General features: G+C 71.3%; 11 protein-coding genes and 1 pseudogene. 8 read left to right on the top strand and 4 right to left on the bottom strand.

Annotated features, from left to right (window positions below):
• Positions 1 to 187: 187 nt before the first annotated feature.
• Positions 188 to 1,543: a crotonyl-CoA carboxylase/reductase gene (gene ccrA, locus AB0C03_RS23200; protein ID WP_030333233.1), complete on the bottom strand. Its 1,356-nt coding sequence runs from the start codon at positions 1,541 to 1,543 to the stop codon at positions 188 to 190.
• Positions 1,544 to 2,062: 519 nt separating this feature from the next.
• A complete protein-coding gene (gene mce / locus AB0C03_RS23195) occupies positions 2,063 to 2,536 on the bottom strand; it encodes a methylmalonyl-CoA epimerase (protein ID WP_030333235.1) in 474 nt (157 codons plus the stop codon).
• Positions 2,537 to 2,598: 62 nt separating this feature from the next.
• Between mce and AB0C03_RS23190 the strand changes: the two genes are divergently transcribed.
• The 7 genes and pseudogenes from AB0C03_RS23190 to AB0C03_RS23160 form a co-directional block, all read left to right on the top strand.
• A complete protein-coding gene (locus AB0C03_RS23190) occupies positions 2,599 to 3,783 on the top strand; it encodes an acetyl-CoA C-acetyltransferase (protein ID WP_030333237.1) in 1,185 nt (394 codons plus the stop codon).
• Positions 3,780 to 4,784, top strand: coding sequence for a methylmalonyl Co-A mutase-associated GTPase MeaB (gene meaB / locus AB0C03_RS23185; protein WP_030333239.1), 1,005 nt, complete (start codon positions 3,780 to 3,782; stop codon positions 4,782 to 4,784). The genes AB0C03_RS23190 and meaB overlap by 4 nt, the downstream gene beginning before the upstream one ends.
• A 148-nt stretch (positions 4,785 to 4,932) precedes the next feature.
• Complete coding sequence (locus tag AB0C03_RS23180) at positions 4,933 to 5,352, top strand: Asp23/Gls24 family envelope stress response protein (protein WP_030333240.1); 420 nt, start codon at positions 4,933 to 4,935, stop codon at positions 5,350 to 5,352.
• Between the two features lie 161 nt (positions 5,353 to 5,513).
• The gene (locus AB0C03_RS23175; RefSeq protein ID WP_030333243.1) at positions 5,514 to 5,927 is read left to right on the top strand and encodes an Asp23/Gls24 family envelope stress response protein; all 414 of its coding nucleotides are present in this window, start codon (positions 5,514 to 5,516) and stop codon (positions 5,925 to 5,927) included.
• A gap of 122 nt (positions 5,928 to 6,049) precedes the next feature.
• Complete coding sequence (gene icmA / locus AB0C03_RS23170) at positions 6,050 to 7,738, top strand: coenzyme B12-dependent isobutyryl-CoA mutase large subunit (protein WP_030333245.1); 1,689 nt, start codon at positions 6,050 to 6,052, stop codon at positions 7,736 to 7,738.
• Between the two features lie 196 nt (positions 7,739 to 7,934).
• Positions 7,935 to 8,858 carry a tetratricopeptide repeat protein gene (locus AB0C03_RS23165; protein ID WP_030333248.1) on the top strand — a complete coding sequence of 308 codons (924 nt, stop codon included), beginning with the start codon at positions 7,935 to 7,937 and terminating at the stop codon, positions 8,856 to 8,858.
• Between the two features lie 66 nt (positions 8,859 to 8,924).
• Positions 8,925 to 9,950: pseudogene (locus tag AB0C03_RS23160) on the top strand (arginase family protein); the annotation flags it as partial.
• Positions 9,951 to 10,641: 691 nt separating this feature from the next.
• Here the strand turns inward: AB0C03_RS23160 and AB0C03_RS23155 are convergent.
• Positions 10,642 to 12,606 (bottom strand): penicillin-binding transpeptidase domain-containing protein, encoded by a 1,965-nt coding sequence (locus AB0C03_RS23155; protein ID WP_357638794.1) that lies wholly within the window; start codon positions 12,604 to 12,606, stop codon positions 10,642 to 10,644.
• Between the two features lie 289 nt (positions 12,607 to 12,895).
• Here AB0C03_RS23155 and AB0C03_RS23150 point away from each other — a divergent pair, with 289 nt between their 5' ends.
• Positions 12,896 to 17,965, top strand: a complete 5,070-nt coding sequence (locus tag AB0C03_RS23150; protein WP_357638792.1) for an NAD-glutamate dehydrogenase — start codon at positions 12,896 to 12,898, stop codon at positions 17,963 to 17,965.
• A 74-nt stretch (positions 17,966 to 18,039) separates the two neighbouring features.
• Here the strand turns inward: AB0C03_RS23150 and AB0C03_RS23145 are convergent, their stop codons facing one another.
• Positions 18,040 to 18,738 carry a class F sortase gene (locus tag AB0C03_RS23145; protein ID WP_357638790.1) on the bottom strand — a complete coding sequence of 233 codons (699 nt, stop codon included), beginning with the start codon at positions 18,736 to 18,738 and terminating at the stop codon, positions 18,040 to 18,042.
• Between the last annotated feature and the right edge of the window lies 1 nt (position 18,739).

The following is an 18,739-nucleotide window of genomic DNA, read 5'->3' as shown; positions in this document are numbered from 1 at the left end:
GAGGTCGGACCAATCGGCGATCTTGGCAGGTCCCGGCCTGTCGGACGCCACGCAGCGTGACGCGGAAAAGGGCCCCGGGGTTGCCCCGAGGCCCTTTGTTCGATCCGGGCGGGTTATCCGCTAATGAGGGCGGAAGAACAATGAGCGATCATCGCAATGGTCATCCCGCGTTCCCCCGTCCGGCCGGTCAGTGACCGCGGAACCGGTTGATCGCGTCCTCGTGCCGGGCCCGCAGCTCCCCGTCGCGTACGCCCAGCCCGTCGGCGGGCGCGAGGCAGCGCACGCCGACCTTGCCCTGGTGAGCGTTGCGGTGCACCTCGTACGCGGCCTGGCCGGTCTGCTCCAACGGGTAGGTGCGGGACACCGTCGGGTGCACCTTGCCGAGCGCCACCAGGCGGTTGGCCTGCCACGCCTCGTGGTAGTTGGCGAAGTGGCTGCCGACGATCCGCTTGAGGTGCATCCACAGGTAGCGGTTGTCGTACTGGTGCTGGAAGCCGCTCGTGGAGGCGCAGGTGACGATGGTCCCGCCGCGTCGGGCCACGTAGACGCTGGCGCCGAACGTCTCCCGTCCCGGGTGCTCGAACACGATGTCCGGGTCCTCGCCGCCGGTCAGCTCGCGGATCCGCTCGCCGAAGCGCCGCCACTCGTCCGGGTCCTGGGTCTCCTCGTCCTTCCAGAAGCGGAAGCCCTCAGCGGCCCGGTCGATGACGAGATCCGCGCCCATCCGGCGGCACAGCTCGGCCTTCTCCGGTGAGGACACCACGCAGACCGGGATCGCGCCGCCGTTGAGCGCCATCTGCGTGGCGTACCCGCCGAGGCCGCCGGAGGCGCCCCAGATCAGCACCACGTCGCCCTGTTTCATGTTGGCGCCGTGGTGCGAGACGAGCTGCCGGTACGCGGTGGAGTTGACCAGCCCGGGGCTGGCCGCCTCCTCCCAGCTCAGGTGCCGTGGCTTGGGCATCAGCTGGTTGGCCTTGACGATGGCCAGCTCGGCGAGCCCGCCGAAGTTGGTCTCGAAGCCCCAGATCCGCTGCTGCGGGTCGAGCATGGTGTCGTCGTGGCCGGCCGCGTCCTCCAGCTCGACGGAGAGGCAGTGCGCGACCACCTCGTCGCCGGGCGCCCAGCGGGTCACCCCGGGGCCGGTGCGCAGCACCACGCCGGCCGCGTCCGAGCCGACCACGTGGTACGGCAGGTCGTGCCGGCGGGTCAGCTCGGAGACCCGGCCGTAGCGCTCCAGGAACCTGAAGGTGGACACCGGTTCGAAGATGCTTGTCCACACCGTGTTGTAGTTGATCGCGCTGGCCATCACCGCGATCAGCGCCTCACCCGGCGCCAGCTGCGGTGTCGGCACCTCCTGCACGTGCAGTGCCTTGCGCGGGTCCTTGTCCCGGGTGGCCATGCCGTCGAACATCCGGGCTTCCTCGGCGCGGACGACCACGCCCCGGTAGCTCTCCGGTACGGGCAGTCCGGCGACGCCGGCGAGTTCGCGGTCCGGATCGTTCGATTCCTCCGCCGCCATGATCGCTTCGAGGATGTCCTGCACGGTGACCTCCGGTTCGTCCGCACCCGCACGGGCCCGGGTGCTGCCATCGTCGGCGCCGGTGGGCACGACCGCCATGTCGGCATTCGACACATCCGGCACCGGTCGCGCTCCTGTGGGGCCGGACGTTACTGAACGGTAGCTAGGCCGGGAAGTCCTCTGTGAAAAACTGCATCCACCGATGCGTGAAGGTGTCCGGCCACCCCGCCAACCGCGCACTGACGTGCGCGCGCAGCCCCCGCGATCCCCAGCCCGCCCTCGACCCGCGCCCGCCCTCGACCCGCGCCCGCCCTCGACCCGCGCCCGCCCTCGACCCGCGCCCGCCCTCGACCCGCCCCCCGGCCCGCCGACTCGTCAAGATCGTGCTCGATCCTTGATGTAGTGGTGTCACGGCGGTGGGAGACCACTAGATCCCTGTTGCAGCGCGATCACGGCGTGCGGCGTGCGGTGTCGCCGTGTCGCACGTGGTGCGCAGCAGTGCGGCGCGGGGTGGGGCGGCAGGGGGCGGGGCGGGGCGCAGGGCTAGTGGGCTGCGGCGGGCTCGACCAGTTCGACGAGGACGCCGCCGGCGTCCTTCGGGTGGACGAAGTTGATCCGGCTGTCCGCAGTGCCGCGCCTCGGGGCGTCGTAGAGAAGCCGCATGCCGCGCTCGCGCAGTGCCGCGCAGGCCGCGTCGATGTCCACCACGGTGTACGCGACCTGCTGCACGCCCGGCCCGTTGCGGTCCAGGAACTTCGCGATCGTCGACTCCGGGGTGAGCGGGGCGAGCAACTGCACGCAGCCGCCCTCGGTGGTCGGCCCGACGGCCAGCATCGCTTCCCGGACGCCCTGCTCGGCGTTGGTCTCCACGTGTACGCAGCGCATCCCGAACGTCCGCTGGTAGAAGTCGATCGCGGCGTCCAGGTCGGCCACGGCTATCCCGACGTGGTCAATCTTGCGAAGCCCGATGTCTGTGACGTAGTCCGCACCGGGCTCGACGGGGGAGTTCTCTGCCATGGCGCTAGTCTGGCCGAACAATCGTTAAGGCGTACAGCTCGGCACCCCCCTCGGAGGCAGGCATGGCTTCGGTGATCGTCAGCGGCGCGCGGACCCCGATGGGCCGGCTGCTGGGCAACCTCAAGGACCTTCCCGCCACCAAGCTCGGCGGGATCGCCATCAAGGCGGCGCTGGAGCGGGCCGGCGTCAGCCCGGACCAGGTCCAGTACGTGATCATGGGGCAGGTGTTGCAGGCCGGCGCCGGTCAGATCCCGGCCCGGCAGGCGGCGGTCGAGGCCGGCGTACCGATGTCGGTGCCGGCGCTGACCATCAACAAGGTCTGCCTCTCCGGCCTGGACGCGATCGCCCTGGCCGACCAGCTGATCCGGGCTGGCGAGTTCGACATCGTGGTGGCCGGCGGCATGGAGTCGATGACCAACGCCCCGCACCTGCTGATGGGCCAGCGCACCGGCTACAAGTACGGCGACGTGGTGGTCAAGGACCACATGGCGCACGACGGGCTCAGCGACGCCTGGGACTGCTGCTCGATGGGCGAGTCGACCGAGCGGCTCGGCGTCAAGCACGGCATCTCCCGCACGGAGCAGGACGCCTTCGCCGCCGCCAGCCACCAGCGGGCCGCCGCCGCGCAGAAGAACGGCCACTTCGCCGACGAGATCACCCCGGTGGTCATCCCGCAGCGCAAGGGTGACCCGCTGGTGATCAGCGAGGACGAGGGCATCCGCCCGGACACTACCGTCGAGTCGCTGGCCAAGCTGCGCCCCGCCTTCGCGAAGGACGGCACCATCACCGCGGGCAGCTCGTCGCCGATCTCCGACGGCGCCGCCGCGGTGCTCGTCATGAGCAAGGCCAAGGCGAAGGAGCTGGGGCTGACCTGGCTGGCCGAGATCGGCGCGCACGGCAACGTGGCGGGCCCGGACAACTCCCTGCACTCGCAGCCGTCCAACGCGATCAACCACGCCCTGAAGAAGGGCGGCCTGAGCGTCGCGGACCTGGACCTCATCGAGATCAACGAGGCGTTCGCCCAGGTCGGCATCCAGTCCACCCGGGACCTCGGGATCAGCCCGGACAAGGTGAACGTCAACGGTGGCGCGATCGCGCTCGGCCACCCGATCGGCATGTCCGGCGCGCGTCTCGTCCTCACCCTCGCCCTGGAGCTGAAGCGGCGCGGTGGTGGCACCGGCGCGGCGGCGCTCTGCGGCGGCGGTGGGCAGGGCGACGCGCTGATCATCCACGTGCCGGGCCAGTGAGCGGAGCGGCCGAGCCCGTCCCGGCGGCGGGCAGCACGTCGGTGCGCCGTAGTCGGGACGTACCGCTGCTGGTCGAGCGGGCCCGCGCGGGTGACCCCCGCGCGGTGGCCCGCCTGATCACCCTGGTGGAGAACGGCGACGAGCTGCTCCCGGCGATCGCCGCGGCGCTGGCGCCGTACGCGGGGCAGGCGCAGGTGGTCGGGCTGACCGGTTCACCCGGGGTGGGCAAGTCGACCACCACGAACGAGCTGGTCCGGGCGCTGCGGGCGCAGGGGCACCGGGTCGGTGTGCTGGCGGTCGACCCGTCCAGCCCGTTCACGGGTGGGGCGATCCTCGGTGACCGGGTGCGGATGCAGGACCACGCCACCGATCCGGGCGTCTACATCCGGTCGATGTCCAGTCGGGGACACCTCGGCGGGTTGGCAGCGGCGACGCCGCAGGCGGTCCGGGTGCTGGAGGGCGCCGGCTGCGACGTGGTGCTGGTGGAGACCGTCGGCGTCGGGCAGGCCGAGGTGGAGGTCGCCTCGCTGGCCGACACGACGCTGGTGCTGCTCGCACCGGGGATGGGTGACGCGATCCAGGCGGTCAAGGCCGGCATCCTGGAGATCGCCGACGTGTTCGTGGTCAACAAGGCGGACCGGGACGGCGTCGACGCCACCGTCCGGGACATCCAGGGCATGATCGCTCTCGGTGAGCGCGGCCCGGGGCAGTGGCGGCCGCAGGTGGTCCGGTCGGTCGCCGCGCGCGGCGAGGGCATCGACGACATCGCCGCCGCCATCGACAAGCACCGGGGCTGGCTGGTCGAGCACGGCGAGCTGCGCCGCCGCCAGGAGGCGCGGGCCGCCGCCGAGATCGAGGCGATCGCGCTCGGCACCCTCCGCGCCCGGATCGGGTCCCTTCGCGACGGTACGCAGTTGTCCACTCTCGCCGCCCGGGTGGCCGAGGGCGCGACCGACCCGTACACGGCGGCGGACGAGTTGCTCGCCCAGCTCGCCCGCTGACCGGCAGGCGCGCCGGCACCGAGCGCCCGGACGCGAAGCTGGCTCCGGTTTTAGTAGGCTCGCGGCGCGTGGCCGGCGGTCGGCCGCCGCGCGGCGGGCTGACGAGACGGTCGGTCCACATCGCACCGGGACCAGGGGAGATGTGATCATGACGGACGCGGTGGAGAACGCCGGTGCGGTGTCGCCCGCGACGGGCGCGGCCCGGGGTGCCACGTCGGTTTCCGACGAGGTCGTGGAGAAGATCGCCGGTGCGGCCGCTCGTACCGTGCCCGGTGTCGCCGATCTCGGTGGTGACGTGTCCCGGTTCTTCAACAGCGTGTTGGACAAGGTCGGCCTGGACCAGGTGGGCGACGCTCGGCGGGGCGTGTCGGCCGACGTGAAGGGCGGCTCCGTCGTCATCAACGTGGTCCTGGTGATCGACGCCGGGCACGTCGTGACCGACGTGACCGAGGCGGTGCGGGCCGCAGTGATCGAGGCGGTGGAGAAGTACGGCCTCACTGTCACCCAGGTCAACGTCACTGTGGACGACATCGAGCTGAACCAGCCCGGGGCGACTGCCGGGGCCTGAGGCGTACCTGCCCGGCGGCCGGTGACGGCTGGTGGGCCGTCCGTTGACCATCCACCGGGGACAGCCCGGGGCCGCACCGTCGCAGTAGGCTCGCACCGCCCACCGTCGTCGGAGGGCAGGACGTGCCCCAGACACGGTGGTGCGAGGAGCAGGGAGCGACTGTGGACCTGGAAGCAACGCAGAAGCTGACCAGGGCGTCGGTGCCGGCCGGTGGCACGACCCAGGTCGCGGACGAGGTGATCGAGAAGATCGCCGTCGCGGCTGCCCGCGCGGTGCCCGGCGTGGCCGACCTGGGCGGGGACGTCGCCCGGTTCTTCAACGCGGTTCTCGACCGGGTCGGGCTGGACCAGGTGGGTGACGCCCGGCGGGGTTGCTCGGCCCATGTGACAGGGGACGCCGCCGTGGTCAACCTGGTGTTGGTGATCGAGGCAGGTCGGCCGGTGCCGGAGATCACCGGTCAGGTACGCGCCCAGGTGACCGAGGCGGTCGAGGCGTACGGGCTGCGGGTGGACGAGGTCAACATCCGGGTCGACGACGTGGCGATGGGCGGGTCCGTGGGGTCGCCGACGGTCTGAGTCGGGTTGCGGCCGTCCCGTGCGGCGGGGTGTTACTTGCCGGTACGACACGACTTAGCGATCGTTCAGGTGGGGGCCTTACACTCGACGTGCAGTCGAGGACCCGAGGAGGAGCCCTGCTCATGGACGCCGACGAGATCGACGCCGGCCGGGCGCGCTGGCAGGCCCGGTACGACGCCGCGCGCAAGCGGGACGCGGACTTCACCACGCTCTCCGGGATGCCGGTGGAGCCCGTCTACGGGCCACCCGAGGGCAGCGCGTACCCGGGCTTCGAACGGATCGGCTGGCCGGGCGAGTACCCGTACACCAGGGGTCTGTATCCGACCGGCTACCGCGGGCGGACCTGGACGATCCGGCAGTTCGCCGGCTTCGGCAACGCCCAGCAGACCAACGAGCGTTACAAGATGATCCTGGGCGCCGGTGGCGGCGGCCTGTCGGTCGCGTTCGACATGCCGACGCTGATGGGCCGCGACTCGGACGACCCGCAGGCGCTCGGCGAGGTCGGCCACTGCGGCGTGGCCATCGACACCGCCACCGACATGCAGGCACTCTTCGACGGCATCGACCTGTCCGGCGTCACCACCTCGATGACCATCTCCGGCCCGGCCGTGCCGGTGTTCTGCATGTACCTGGTCGCCGCCGAGCGGCAGGGCGCCGACCTGTCCAAGCTGGACGGCACCCTGCAGACGGACATCTTCAAGGAGTACATCGCGCAGAAGGAGTGGCTCTTCGACCCGGAGCCGCACCTGCGCCTGATCGGCGACCTGATGGAGTACTGCGCCCGGGAGATCCCGCGCTACAAGCCGCTGTCGGTCTCCGGCTACCACATCCGCGAGGCCGGCTCGACCGCCGCGCAGGAGTTGGCGTACACCCTGGCGGACGGCTTCGGCTACGTCGAGCTGGGTCTGTCGCGCGGGCTGGACGTGAACGTCTTCGCCCCGGGGCTGAGCTTCTTCTTCGATTCGCACCTCGACTTCTTCGAGGAGATCGCCAAGTTCCGGGCCGCCCGCCGGATCTGGGCCCGCTGGCTGCGTGACGTGTACGGCGCGACCAGTGAGAAGGCCCTGTGGCTGCGGTTCCACACGCAGACCGCCGGGGTGTCGCTGACCGCCCAGCAGCCGGTCAACAACGTGGTACGCACCGCCGTCGAGGCGCTCGCGGCGGTGCTCGGCGGCACGAACTCGCTGCACACCAACGCGCTGGACGAGACCCTGGCGCTGCCCACCGACGAGTCCGCCGAGATCGCCCTGCGTACCCAGCAGGTGCTGATGGAGGAGACCGGTGTGGTCAACGTGGCCGACCCGCTCGGCGGCTCCTGGTACGTCGAGGCGCTGACCGACAAGATCGAGGCCGAGGCGGAGGAGATCTTCGCCCGGATCCGGCAGCTCGGCGGGGACGGGCCGCACCAGATCGGTCCGATGACCTCGGGCATCCTGCGCGGCATCGAGGACGGCTGGTTCACCGGGCACATCGCCGAGTCGGCCTTCGTCTACCAGCAGGCCCTCGAAAAGGGCGACAAGAAGATCGTCGGGGTCAACTGCCACACCGGCACCGTCGCCAAGGAGCTGGAGATCCTGCGCATCTCGCACGAGGTGGAGCTGGAGCAGCGTCGGGTGCTCGCCGAGCGCAAGAGCGCGCGGGACGAGTCGGCGGTCCGCGCGGCGGTGACCCGGATGATCGAGGCGAGCCGTACCGACGAGAACATGATCCCCGCCATGCTCGACGCGGTCCGCGCCGAGGCGACGTTGGGCGAGATCTGCGACGCCCTGCGCGCCGAGTGGGGCACCTACCGAGAGCCAGCACGCTTCTAACCCTCCCTCCTCCCTCCCTCACCCGCGTCGATCTTGCGGTTTCGGTGCCGTCATAAGGCGTGAATGTGGCGTATCGGCGACAGAATGTGCAAGATCGCGGGGGTGAGGGCGGGGGTGCGGGTGGGGGCGTGAGAGTTGCAACGTCGGGGTTGCGGGTGAGCTGAGATCGGGGGCTCACGTGCGAGACTAGGTAACCATGAGCGACCCACGGATCACCTCGTCGATCTTCACCCGCGGCGCGGTCGACCTCAGCACGCTGCGTGGCCCCGCACCAGCAGGTACCCGCCCCGGCACGCCCCCTCAGGGCGGCCCGTCCAACGGCACACCCGGTGCGCCCTCCGCTGGCGGTGACACCGCCATCGTGGACGTCACCGAGGCGACCATCCAGTCCGACGTGCTCGAACGCTCGATGACCACGCCCGTCGTCGTGTTCTTCGGCGCGGCCGGCTTCCCGGAGAGCGACGAGTTCGCCCCGGTCCTGGAGCGGCTGAACGCCGAGGGTGGCGGCGCCTGGGTGCTGGCCCGGGTCGACGTGCAGGAAAATCCCCGAATCGCCCAGATGTTCCGGGTGCAGGGCATTCCCATGGTCTACGCGGTCGTCGGTGGTCAGCCGGTCGACGCCTTCTCCGGAGTGGTGCCCGAGCCGCAGTTGCGGCAGTGGATCCAGGCCGTGCTCAAGGCCGGCGGCGTGACAGTCGCCGAGCCGGAGGACCCGCGCCTCGACGAGGCCGACGACGCGTTGATGAGCGGCGATCTGGACGCCGCCGAGCAGGCGTACCGCAAGATCCTCGCCGACGCCCCGGCGGACGCCGCCGCCACCGCGGGACTGGCCCAGGTCGGGGTGGCCCGGCGGGTGGCCGGCGCCGACCCGTCCGCCGCGCTGGCCGCCGCCGAGAGCGCCCCCGACGATGTCGCCGCCCAACTGCTGGCCGCCGACATCGAGGTGCTCAGCGGCCTGGCCGAGCAGGCGTACGCGCGGCTCGTCGCCCTGGTCCGGCGCACCGCCGGTGAGGATCGTGAGACGGCCCGCCAGCACCTGGTCTCGCTCTTTTCGATCGCCGGCCCGGACGATCCGGCGGTCGCCTCGGCGCGTCGGGCCCTCGCCAGCGCCCTGTTCTGAGTTCGTAGCACGCCAGCGCGGGCCGGCGTTCCGGCCGGCCCGCCCGACCACCGAGGACGGGAGCTCATGATGCGCCGGATCGCCGTCCTCGACGCGCCGACAAATCTCGGTCTACGGCCGCCGACGCCCACGTCGGTCCCGGGTTGCGCCAAGGCGCCCGGGGCGCTGCGCGACCACGACCTGCTGGCCCGGCTCCGGGCCCGCGACGCCGGCTGCGTCACCCCCGCCCGGTACGACCCGGGCGACTGGCGGCCCGGCGACGGGGTGTGTCACGCCCGCGAGATCGCCGACTACTCGCTGGCCCTCGCCGAACGCATCGGCTCGATCATCGACCGGGGCGAGTTCCCGGTGGTGCTGGGCGGCGACTGCTCCGTGCTGCTCGGCTCGGCCCTGGCCATGCACCGCCTCGGTGAGGCCGTCGGCGGGCGGATCGGGCTGGTCTTCGTCGACGGGCACTCCGACTTCCGGCACCCCGGCAACGCTTCCTACGTCGGTGCCGCCGCCGGTGAGGACCTGGCCCTGGTCACTGGGCGGGGGCAGGCGGACCTGGCCGCGCTGGAGGGTCGTCGGCCCTACTTCCGCGACATCGACGTGGTGGTGCTCGGCATCCGCGCCCAGGACGAGTACCGGCTCGACCTCCAGGCCGCCGGGATCACCACCCGACCGGTGCCGGCACTGCGGGCCGAAGGTGCCGCCCGGACGGCCCAGTGGGCGCACGAGCAGCTCGCCGACTGCGCGGGCTACTGGGTGCACATCGACGTGGACGTGCTCGACCCGGCGGTGATGCCCGCCGTGGACGCCCCCGACCCGGGTGGGATCGCCTTCGCCGAACTGGAGATCCTGCTCGCCGGCCTGGTCGACACCCCGCACTGCCTCGGCGTGGAGCTGACCGTCTTCGACCCGGACTACGACCCGGACGGCTCGTACGCGGCCGAGATCGTCAACACGGTGGTCGCCGGTCTGGCGCCGGTGACAGCCCCGGAAGCGGTGCCGCCCCGACTGCTGTCGGCCCGGCCGACGCCCAGCCCTCGGCGCACCAGCGACCGGGTGGAGCGGGTTGGCGGCATGGAGCGGCGGGACGGTGCCGAGCGGCTTGGCGGCGTGGCGCGGCTGGATGATGCCAAGCGGCTTGATGGCGTGGCGCGGCTGGATGGTGACGGACGGTCCGGTGCAGCGGGGCGGCTGGACGGTGCTGCGCGGCTGGACGGGCTTGACGCCGTGGATCTTGCCGGCGGCGATGGCCCCGGTGGGGGACTGGCTGATGCCGACCGCGACGGCGCTGTCGATTCGGCGCAACCGGGCCTGCTCGGGCACCCGAAGGCCGAGCCGTCGGGAGTAGTGCCGGCGATGATCCCGGCTGCGGTCGAGCGCGAGCCGGTCGGCCCGCCCGCATCGGCGGGTCCGGGCCTGCTCCGGCGACCCGCTCAGCCCGCCGAGGACGCTCCGCGTCCGAGCTCAGCTACCGAGAACAGCGAAGATCTGCACAAAGCCGATACTGCTTGACCCGAACGCGGGTCGTGGGCGGATGATCGACTCGGGTTTCTTGAAGTTGGGGCATCCGGCCGCGCCGGATAGCGCGCTTTCCTGAAACCCGAGTGGATCAAGGCTGGCGGGCCCGCCCGAAGGCGCGGTGTCCGGGCGCTTCGCCGCCCCGGGGCTTGGCTCTGCGCCGCGCCCGCAGGCGTGGTCGGCCGTGCGTCGCGCCCCGAGGCTCGGTTGGCTCTGCGTCGCGCCCGCAGGCGTGGTCGGCCTTGCGTCGCGCCCCGGGGCGTGGCGGTCCGGGTCAGCTGGTGGGCAGGGCGCGGAGGAAGCGCTCGGCGATCGGGACGGCCGAAGCGGTGCTGGCCCCGCCCTTCTCCACGAAGACGGCGAACGCCACGTCACCCCGCCAGCCGACGAACCAGGCGTGGGTGTGGGCCGGGTTGTCGTCGTACTCGGCGGTGCCGGTCTTGCCGTACACCTCGCCCGGCACATCCTTGAGCGCGCTGCCGGTGCCGGTGGTGACCACCTCGCGCATCATCGTGCGCAGCGCCGCGACGGACTCTGGCTTGAGTTGCTCACCCGCCGGAGCCGGCTTGGCCGGCGCCGGGTCGATCAGCAGCTTCGGCTGCTCGAAGTGGCCGCGGGCGACGGCGGCGGTGGCGCCGGCCATGGCCAGCGGGCTGACCAACGTGGTGCCCTGCCCGAACGACGCCGCGGCCTGCTCGGCCGGGCTGCCGCCCGTGGAGACCTTGCCGGTGAAGGCGTCCGTGCCGAGGTCCCACTGACCCTCCAGGCCCAGCGTGCGGCCGGCGGCGGCCAGCCCGTCGCCGCCGAGCTTCGGCGCCAGCGCGGCGAACGCCGTGTTGCAGGACTTGGCGAAGTCGGTGCGGAACGGCACCGAGCCCAGCTCGAAGTTGTCGGAGTTCTTGAAGGACCGACCGTCAACGGTGAAGGCCTTCGGGCACGCCACCGGCCCGTCCAGGGTGACCGCGCCCCGGTCCAGCAGGCCCAGCGTGCTGACCATCTTGAACGTGGAACCCGGCGGCACCTGGGCGTTGAAGGCCAGGTTCTCCCCGGCCGGGCCGGGGCCGTTCGCCGCGGCGAGCACGGCACCGTCGCTGACCCGGAGCGCCACCAGGGCGGACCGGCGTGCTTCGCCGCGCAGTGCCCCGTCGGCAGCGTTCTGGACGGCGACGTCCAACGTGGTCTTCAGCGCCTGCCCGGGCTGCGGCTCCCGGCGGAACAGTTCGGTGCCGGTGGGTTCGAGTTTGCCGCCCTCAGCCGGACGCTCGACCACCACTGTCAGCCCGGGGCCGCCGCGCAGTCGTTCGTCGTAGCGGCCCTGCAGCCCGCCGTGCCCCACCAGGTCGCCGACGACGTACCGGTCGGGGTGCGCGGCGATGTCGTCGGCCTGCGCCGGGTCGACGGTGCCGAGCAGCGCGCGGGCGAACTCGCGGGTGGGCGCCAGGTCGATCTTGTCGGAGATGAACTTGGTGCCGGGCAGGTCGTAGATCCGGGGCTTGATCTGCCGGTACGCCTCCTCGCGAAGCGACACCACCTCGACGAAGGCACCCGGCTCCGCCTCGGCCACCCGGTTGGGCAGGTCGGTCAGGTCGACGCCGGGGACCAGCGCCGGACGGATGGCCTTGAACGCCGCGTCGAGGTCCTTGACGAGCTTCTTGATGTCGGCGACCCCGTTGGGCTGCACACCCACCCGGACCACCGGGCGCGGGGTCACGAGCGGCTGCCCGGCGTTGTCCAGCACGGCGGCGCGGGCACCGGTGTCGCGGCGCAGCGCCAACCGGTCACCCTTGGCGAGCCGCTCGTGCACCACGGTCGGCTCCCAGATCACCTGCCACTGGTCGTCACCGCCGTGGGCGAGCCGCACCTCCCGGTCGTACGCCCAGCGGGTCTGGCCGGGCAGGGTCCACTCCACCTGCACCGTCGTGGTGGCGATGTCCTTCGTGATCTTCGGCTCGCCGCGTCGCGTCAGGGTGGGCGGGGTGGCCGCCAGCTCGCCGGAGAGGTCCTTGATCTCGCGGGCCACGTCGGCCGACGGCAGTTTCGAGCCCAGCGGGTCGATCATGCCGACCGACTGGAGGTCGCCGCTGCGCCAGCCCGCGAGGAAGGCGTCAACGGTGCGCTGCGCCCCGTCGTCACCGGAGCAACCGACCAGGACGCCCGCCGCGAGCAGCGCCGTGCTGACCGCAGTGGCCAGGCGGCGAGCGTGGTTCGGCCGGTGGGGCCGGGGGTACGACAAGGTCATGAAGCTGGTCCTTCCGATCTCGGACTGCCCTCGCACGGTAGTACGTGAACGACGTCCCCAACGTCCCCCAGGTGTTCGGCCGCGCTCAAAGATGGGCCGCACCCGTGTGATGAACATCGCGTGGCGGGGTATCCCGCAGCCGGCCAACCTCGGACCCGCAACGGGTGAAAGGACAAAGTCCCGATCCGGACGTCTGGCCAGTGGTCCGCCGACGAAGGCGCAGAACGGCAGGGCCTAGGCTGGGCGGCAGAGTGACCCACAACGCGGTGGGTCGAGGGGAGTGGCACCGATGGACCGGCGTCCGGCGATCAAACCGGAACCCGACCTCCGGCAGGATGACTCCGGCCGGGACGATGACAGCTTCGATTCGGCGACCGACGGGGACGGCTACGGCCGGCTCGACACGGGCGTCACCGGGCTGACCGGGTCGAGCATCGACACCATCTACGATCTGGGCCTGCCGACCGAGGCGTTGGCCGACGACGTGGAGGACGCGGAGCTCGACGAACCCGTTCCCAACGCGGAGCGCCTGGTGGCCCAGGCCGTCGCGCTCGCGGGGGACGATCACGACGCGGCGACACTTGTCGGCCGTTTCTGGCGGTTCGCCCCGGACGAGGAGCTGGTCGGCTTCACGGCGGAGGAAATGCTCGACGCGGCCCGGGCGCACCGGGACCTCGCCCAGCAACGGGTGCCCGGCGAGTTGAAGCTGCGGATCCACGAACCGCACGCGGACCAGCACCACACGGTCGTCGAGATCGTCACGGACGACATGCCGTTCCTGGTCGACTCGGTGACGGCGCTGCTCAACTCGTACCACCTCGACGTGCACCTGCTGGTGCACCCGCTGGTGGTGGTGCGGCGCGAGCCGCTCGGCCGGCTCACCGAGGTCTCCGCCGACGTGGAGCCGGACGACGCGATCGCCGGCGACATCATCGAGAGCTGGATGCGGATCGAGATCGACCCGGTCCGGGACGCGGCCGAGCGGGACCGGTTGCGCCGCGAGTTGCAGCGGGTGCTCACCGACGTGCGGGAGGCGGTGGAGGACTGGCCGAAGATGCGTCAGCGGGCCCTCGCGCTCGCCGACGAGCTGGCCTCGGCCCGTACCTCCGACAATCGCCCACCGGTGCCGGAGAAGGACATCACCGACTCGGTGGAGCTGCTGCGGTGGCTCGCCCACGACCACTTCACCTTCCTCGGCTACCGCGAGTACCGGCTGGTGGACGCCGACGGCGGCGATACCGACAGCAAGGCGTTGGAGGCGGTGCTCGGCACCGGTCTGGGCATCCTGCGCTCCGATTCGCCGGAGGCGCGGTCGCTGTCCTCGATGACGCCCGAGGCGCACGAGAAGGTGCTGGAAAAGCGCCTGCTCATCATCACCAAGGCCAACTCCCGGGCCACCGTGCACCGCTCGGCGTACCTGGACTACATCGGCTTCAAGATCTTCAACTCCGCCGGTGACGTGATCGGTGAGCGGCGTTTCCTGGGCCTGTTCTCGACCGCCGCCTACCGGACCAGCGTCCGTGAGCTGCCGGTGGTGCGCCGCAAGGTGGCCGAGGTGCTGGACCGCTCCGGCCTGAGCCAGCGCAGCCACTCGGGCAAGGATCTGATCCAGATCCTGGAGACGTACCCGCGCGACGAGCTGTTCCAGATCAAGACCGACGATCTGTACCACGCGGTGATCGGCGTGCTGCGGATGGCCGGTCGCCGGCAGCTGCGGGTGTTCCTGCGTCGCGACGCGTACGGGAGGTTCATCTCCTGCCTGATCTACCTGCCCCGGGACCGGTTCACCACCCAGAACCGGCTGCGCATGCAGGACATCCTGCTGCGCGAGCTGAACGGTGTCGGGGTGGACTACACCACCCGGGTCACCGAGTCGATGCTGGCGCGGGTGCACTTCATCGTCCGTACCGACCCGACCCGGCCGCCCGGCGACATCGACGCCGACCTGCTGGCCGAGGAGTTGGCCGACGCCACCCGACTGTGGGACGACGACTACCGGTTGGTGCTGGAGCGCAAGCTCGGCGACGAGCAGGCCAAGCACCTGTTCACCCGGTACGCCGACGCGTTCCCGGAGGGCTACAAGGACGGGCACACGCCGTACGAGGCGATGAAGGACCTGGCGAAGCTGGAGCTGCTGGAGGAGCCCGGCCAGCTGGAGATGCACCTGTTCCGCAAGCAGTTGGCGCCCCGACCCGGCACCCGGGTGCCGGGTGCGGACCTGGCCGAGGCGATGGACGTCCGGTTCAAGGTCTACCGGTACGGCGAGCCGATGATGCTCTCCGCCGTGCTCCCGGTGCTGCACTCGCTCGGTGTGCGGGTGGTCGACGAGCACCCGTACGAGGTGGACCGGATCGACGGTCGGGTCTACCTGTACGACTTCGGGCTCATGCTGCCCGAGGGGCATCAGGAACTGGCCGAGGTGCGCCCGCACGTGGAGAACGCCTTCGCGGCGGCCTGGCGCGGCGAGGCCGAGGTGGACCGGTTCAACGAGCTGGTGCTGCGCGGGGGGCTGACCTGGCGGCAGGTGGTGGTGCTACGGGCGTACGCGAAGTACCTGCGGCAGGCCGGCACGGTCTTCTCGCAGGACTACATGGAGCAGACCTTCATCGCGTACCCGAAGCTCGCCGCGTTGCTGGTGGAGCTCTTCGAGACCCGGTTCGCGCCGGGGGAGCAGACCACCGAGCAGCGCCGGCAGCGCAGCGGTGAGCTGGTGGAGACGATCCGGGGCGCGCTGGACGACGTGGCGAGCCTCGACCAGGATCGGATCCTGCGCTCGTACCTGACGCTGATCGAGGCGACCCTGCGGACCAGCTTCTACCAGAAGCGCGCCGACGGGCGGCCGAAGGCGTACGTGGCGTTCAAGCTCGACCCGCAGGCCATTCCGGACCTGCCCGCGCCGCGACCGAAGTTCGAGATCTTCGTCTACTCGCCGCGGTTCGAGGGTGTGCACCTGCGGTTCGGGCCGGTGGCCCGGGGCGGGTTGCGCTGGTCCGATCGTCGGGAGGACTTCCGGACCGAGGTGCTGGGCCTGGTCAAGGCGCAGATGGTGAAGAACACGGTGATCGTGCCGGTGGGCGCCAAGGGCGGCTTCGTGTTGAAGCAGAAGCCGGGTGACCGGGACGAGGCGGTCGCCTGCTACCAGGAGTTCGTCGGCGCGATGCTGGACGTCACCGACAACATCGTCAGCGGGCAGATCGTGCCGCCCGAGGACGTGGTCCGGCACGACGAGGACGACCCGTACCTGGTGGTGGCGGCCGACAAGGGCACCGCCACGTTCTCGGACATCGCCAACGAGATCTCCAAGAACCACAACTTCTGGATGGGCGACGCGTTCGCGTCCGGTGGTTCCGCCGGCTACGACCACAAGAAGATGGGCATCACCGCCCGGGGCGCCTGGGAGTCGGTCAAGCGGCACTTCCGGGAGCTGGGCCTGGACACTCAGACCCAGGACTTCACTGTGGTCGGCGTCGGCGACATGTCCGGTGACGTGTTCGGCAACGGGATGCTGCTCTCCGAGCACATCCGGCTGGTGGCCGCCTTCGACCACCGGCACATCTTCCTCGACCCGGCCCCGGACGCCGCCACCTCGTACGCGGAGCGTCGGCGGCTGTTCGACCTGCCCCGGTCGTCCTGGGAGGACTACAACACGGAGCTGATCTCGGAGGGTGGTGGCATCTTCCCGCGTACCGCGAAGTCCATCCCGATCACGCCGCAGGTCCGGGCGGTGATCGGCCTGGACGACGACGTCACGCAGATGTCGCCGCAGGACCTGATGAAGGCGATCCTCACCGCCCCGGTGGACCTGTTCTGGAACGGCGGCATCGGCACCTACGTCAAGGCCTCCAGCCAGACCAACGCCGAGGTGGGCGACAAGTCCAACGACGCGATCCGGGTGGACGGGCGCAACCTGCGCTGCCGGGTGGCGGGCGAGGGCGGCAACCTGGGCTGGACCCAGCTCGGCCGGATCGAGTACGCGTTGACCGGTGGCCGGATCTACACGGACTTCATCGACAACGCGGCCGGGGTGGACACCTCCGACCACGAGGTGAACATCAAGATCCTGCTCAACACGGCGGTGGCCGACGGCGAGCTGACCACTGCCGAGCGGGATGAGCTGCTGGCCGGGATGACCGACGAGGTTGCCGAGCTGGTGCTGCGGGACAACTACGACCAGGCGCGGGCGATCAACAACGCCCAGGCCCAGGCCGCCTCGCTGCTCCCGGTGCACCGTCGGATGATCAACGAGTTGGAGCGGTCGGGCGGGTTGGACCGGGCCCTGGAGGCGCTGCCGCCGGACGAGGAACTGGCGGTCCGCAGCGAGTCCGGGCTGACCGCGCCGGAGTTCGCGGTGCTGCTCGCGTACGTGAAGATCGTCCTGGAGCGGGAGATCCTCACCGAGGGTCTGGCCGACGAGGAGTGGACGACCGACGTCCTGGTCAACTACTTCCCGACGCCGATGCGCGAACGGTTCGCCGACCGGATGGGCCGGCACCGGCTGCGCCGGGACATCGTCACCACAGTGCTGGTCAACGAGGCGATCAACCGGGGTGGCATCTCGTTCATCTTCCGGGTGGTCGAGGAGACGGCGGCCAGCGCGGCGGATGTGATCCGGGCGTACGTGGTGGTCAGCGAGGTGTTCGGCCTGCGCGACCTGTGGGACGCGGTCGAGGCGCTGGACAACAAGGTGGCGCCGGAGCTGCAGACCAGCGTCTACCTGGACACCCGCCGGCTGCTCGACCGGGCGGTACGGTGGCTGGTCTCCAACCGGCGCTCGCCGATCGACGTGCCGGCCGAGATCGCCCGACTGCGGGACGGGGTCACCCGGCTGCTGCCCGGGCTGGAGGAGCTGTTCTACGGCAACGAGCGCCAGGGCATCGCCGCCTACATGGACTCGATGACCGAGCGTGGGCTGCCCCGCGAACTGGCGGAGCGGGCGACCCGGCTGATGTACAGCTTCGGCCTGATGGACGTGGTGGAGACCGCGAACGCCAGCGGGCGGGACGTCAGCGAGGTGGCCTCGGTCTACTTCGTGCTGTCCGACCTGTTCCGGGTGGACTCGCTGCTGTCGAAGATCTCCCTGCTGCCGCGGGAGGACCGCTGGCAGACGCTGGCCCGGATGGCGCTGCGGTACGACCTGTATGCCGCGTTGGCCGCGCTCACCGCGGAGGTGCTCGACTCCACCCCGGGTGACCTGCCGCCGCACGAGCGGGTGCAGCAGTGGGAGCAGTCGAACGCCACGTCCATCCACCGGGCCCGACGGGCGATGGGAGAGTTCGACGAGTCGCGGGCGGATCTCGCCGCGCTGTCGGTGCTGCTGCGTCAGATCCGCACCCTGGTGCGGACCTCCGCCGCCGCCTGAGTCAGGTACGCCGGACGCGGTCCGGCCGGTCGGGAACCCCCGACCGGCCGGACCGCGTTTCGCCTCGTCGTGGGTCACGCCGCCAGGGTGGCGAAGACGACGATGTTGTCGGGGTAGCTCTTCGCGGCCTGGTCGAACTGGCCGCCGCAGGTGACCACCCGCAGGCCGGGCCGGTCGCTCGGTCCGTACACCAGCTCGGTGGGGAAGGCCGTCTTCGGGTACGACGTCACCGAGTCGACAGTGAAGCTGGCCGGAACGCCGTCGGCGCGGCGCACGGTGATGGTGTCGCCGGGGGTGAGAGCGCCGAGGTCGTAGAAGACGGCCGGGCCGAGCACCGCCGAGTCCACGTGCCCGACGATGACAGCGTTACCCGTCTCGCCCGGGCTCGCGCCCGGCTCGTACCACCCGGCCTGGTCGGCCTTGTCCAACGGCGGGACCTGGACGGTGCCGTCCGGGTTGGTGCCCAACGACATGATCGTCGCGTCGACACCGATCCGGGGGATCTCGATGCTGGTCGGCGCCGACCGGGCCAGCCCTGCCGGCGCGTCCCCGATCGGCTGCCCGTCGACCGGCGGGGCGTCGTCGGCGGTGCTCGCCGGCCCGGTGGTCTGCGGGGCGGCCTGGGCCAACGGCTGCGGCGGTCGGGGGGCGGGTGTGTCCTTCAGACTGGCGCCGATCATGCCGGCGCCGATCATGGCCATGGTGACGACGACGGCCGTGCCGGCGGCACGCCACGGTTTCCCGCGACGGCCGCCGGCCGGTGTCGTCGTCACG

Origin of the sequence: Micromonospora parva (assembly GCF_040649675.1) — a bacterium.
Taxonomy (GTDB): Bacteria; Actinomycetota; Actinomycetes; order Mycobacteriales; family Micromonosporaceae; genus Micromonospora; species Micromonospora parva.
This window is presented reverse-complemented; position numbering and strand designations above follow the sequence as displayed.

Coding starts and splice junctions, on each gene's coding strand:
- mce (WP_030333235.1), bottom strand. CDS start 2,536: ATGGCAGAGAACTCCCCCGTCGAGCCCGGTGCGGACTACGTCACAGAC.
- AB0C03_RS23190 (WP_030333237.1), top strand. CDS start 2,599: ATGGCTTCGGTGATCGTCAGCGGCGCGCGGACCCCGATGGGCCGGCTG.
- AB0C03_RS23180 (WP_030333240.1), top strand. CDS start 4,933: ATGACGGACGCGGTGGAGAACGCCGGTGCGGTGTCGCCCGCGACGGGC.
- icmA (WP_030333245.1), top strand. CDS start 6,050: ATGGACGCCGACGAGATCGACGCCGGCCGGGCGCGCTGGCAGGCCCGG.
- AB0C03_RS23165 (WP_030333248.1), top strand. CDS start 7,935: ATGAGCGACCCACGGATCACCTCGTCGATCTTCACCCGCGGCGCGGTC.
- AB0C03_RS23155 (WP_357638794.1), bottom strand. CDS start 12,606: ATGACCTTGTCGTACCCCCGGCCCCACCGGCCGAACCACGCTCGCCGC.
- AB0C03_RS23150 (WP_357638792.1), top strand. CDS start 12,896: ATGGACCGGCGTCCGGCGATCAAACCGGAACCCGACCTCCGGCAGGAT.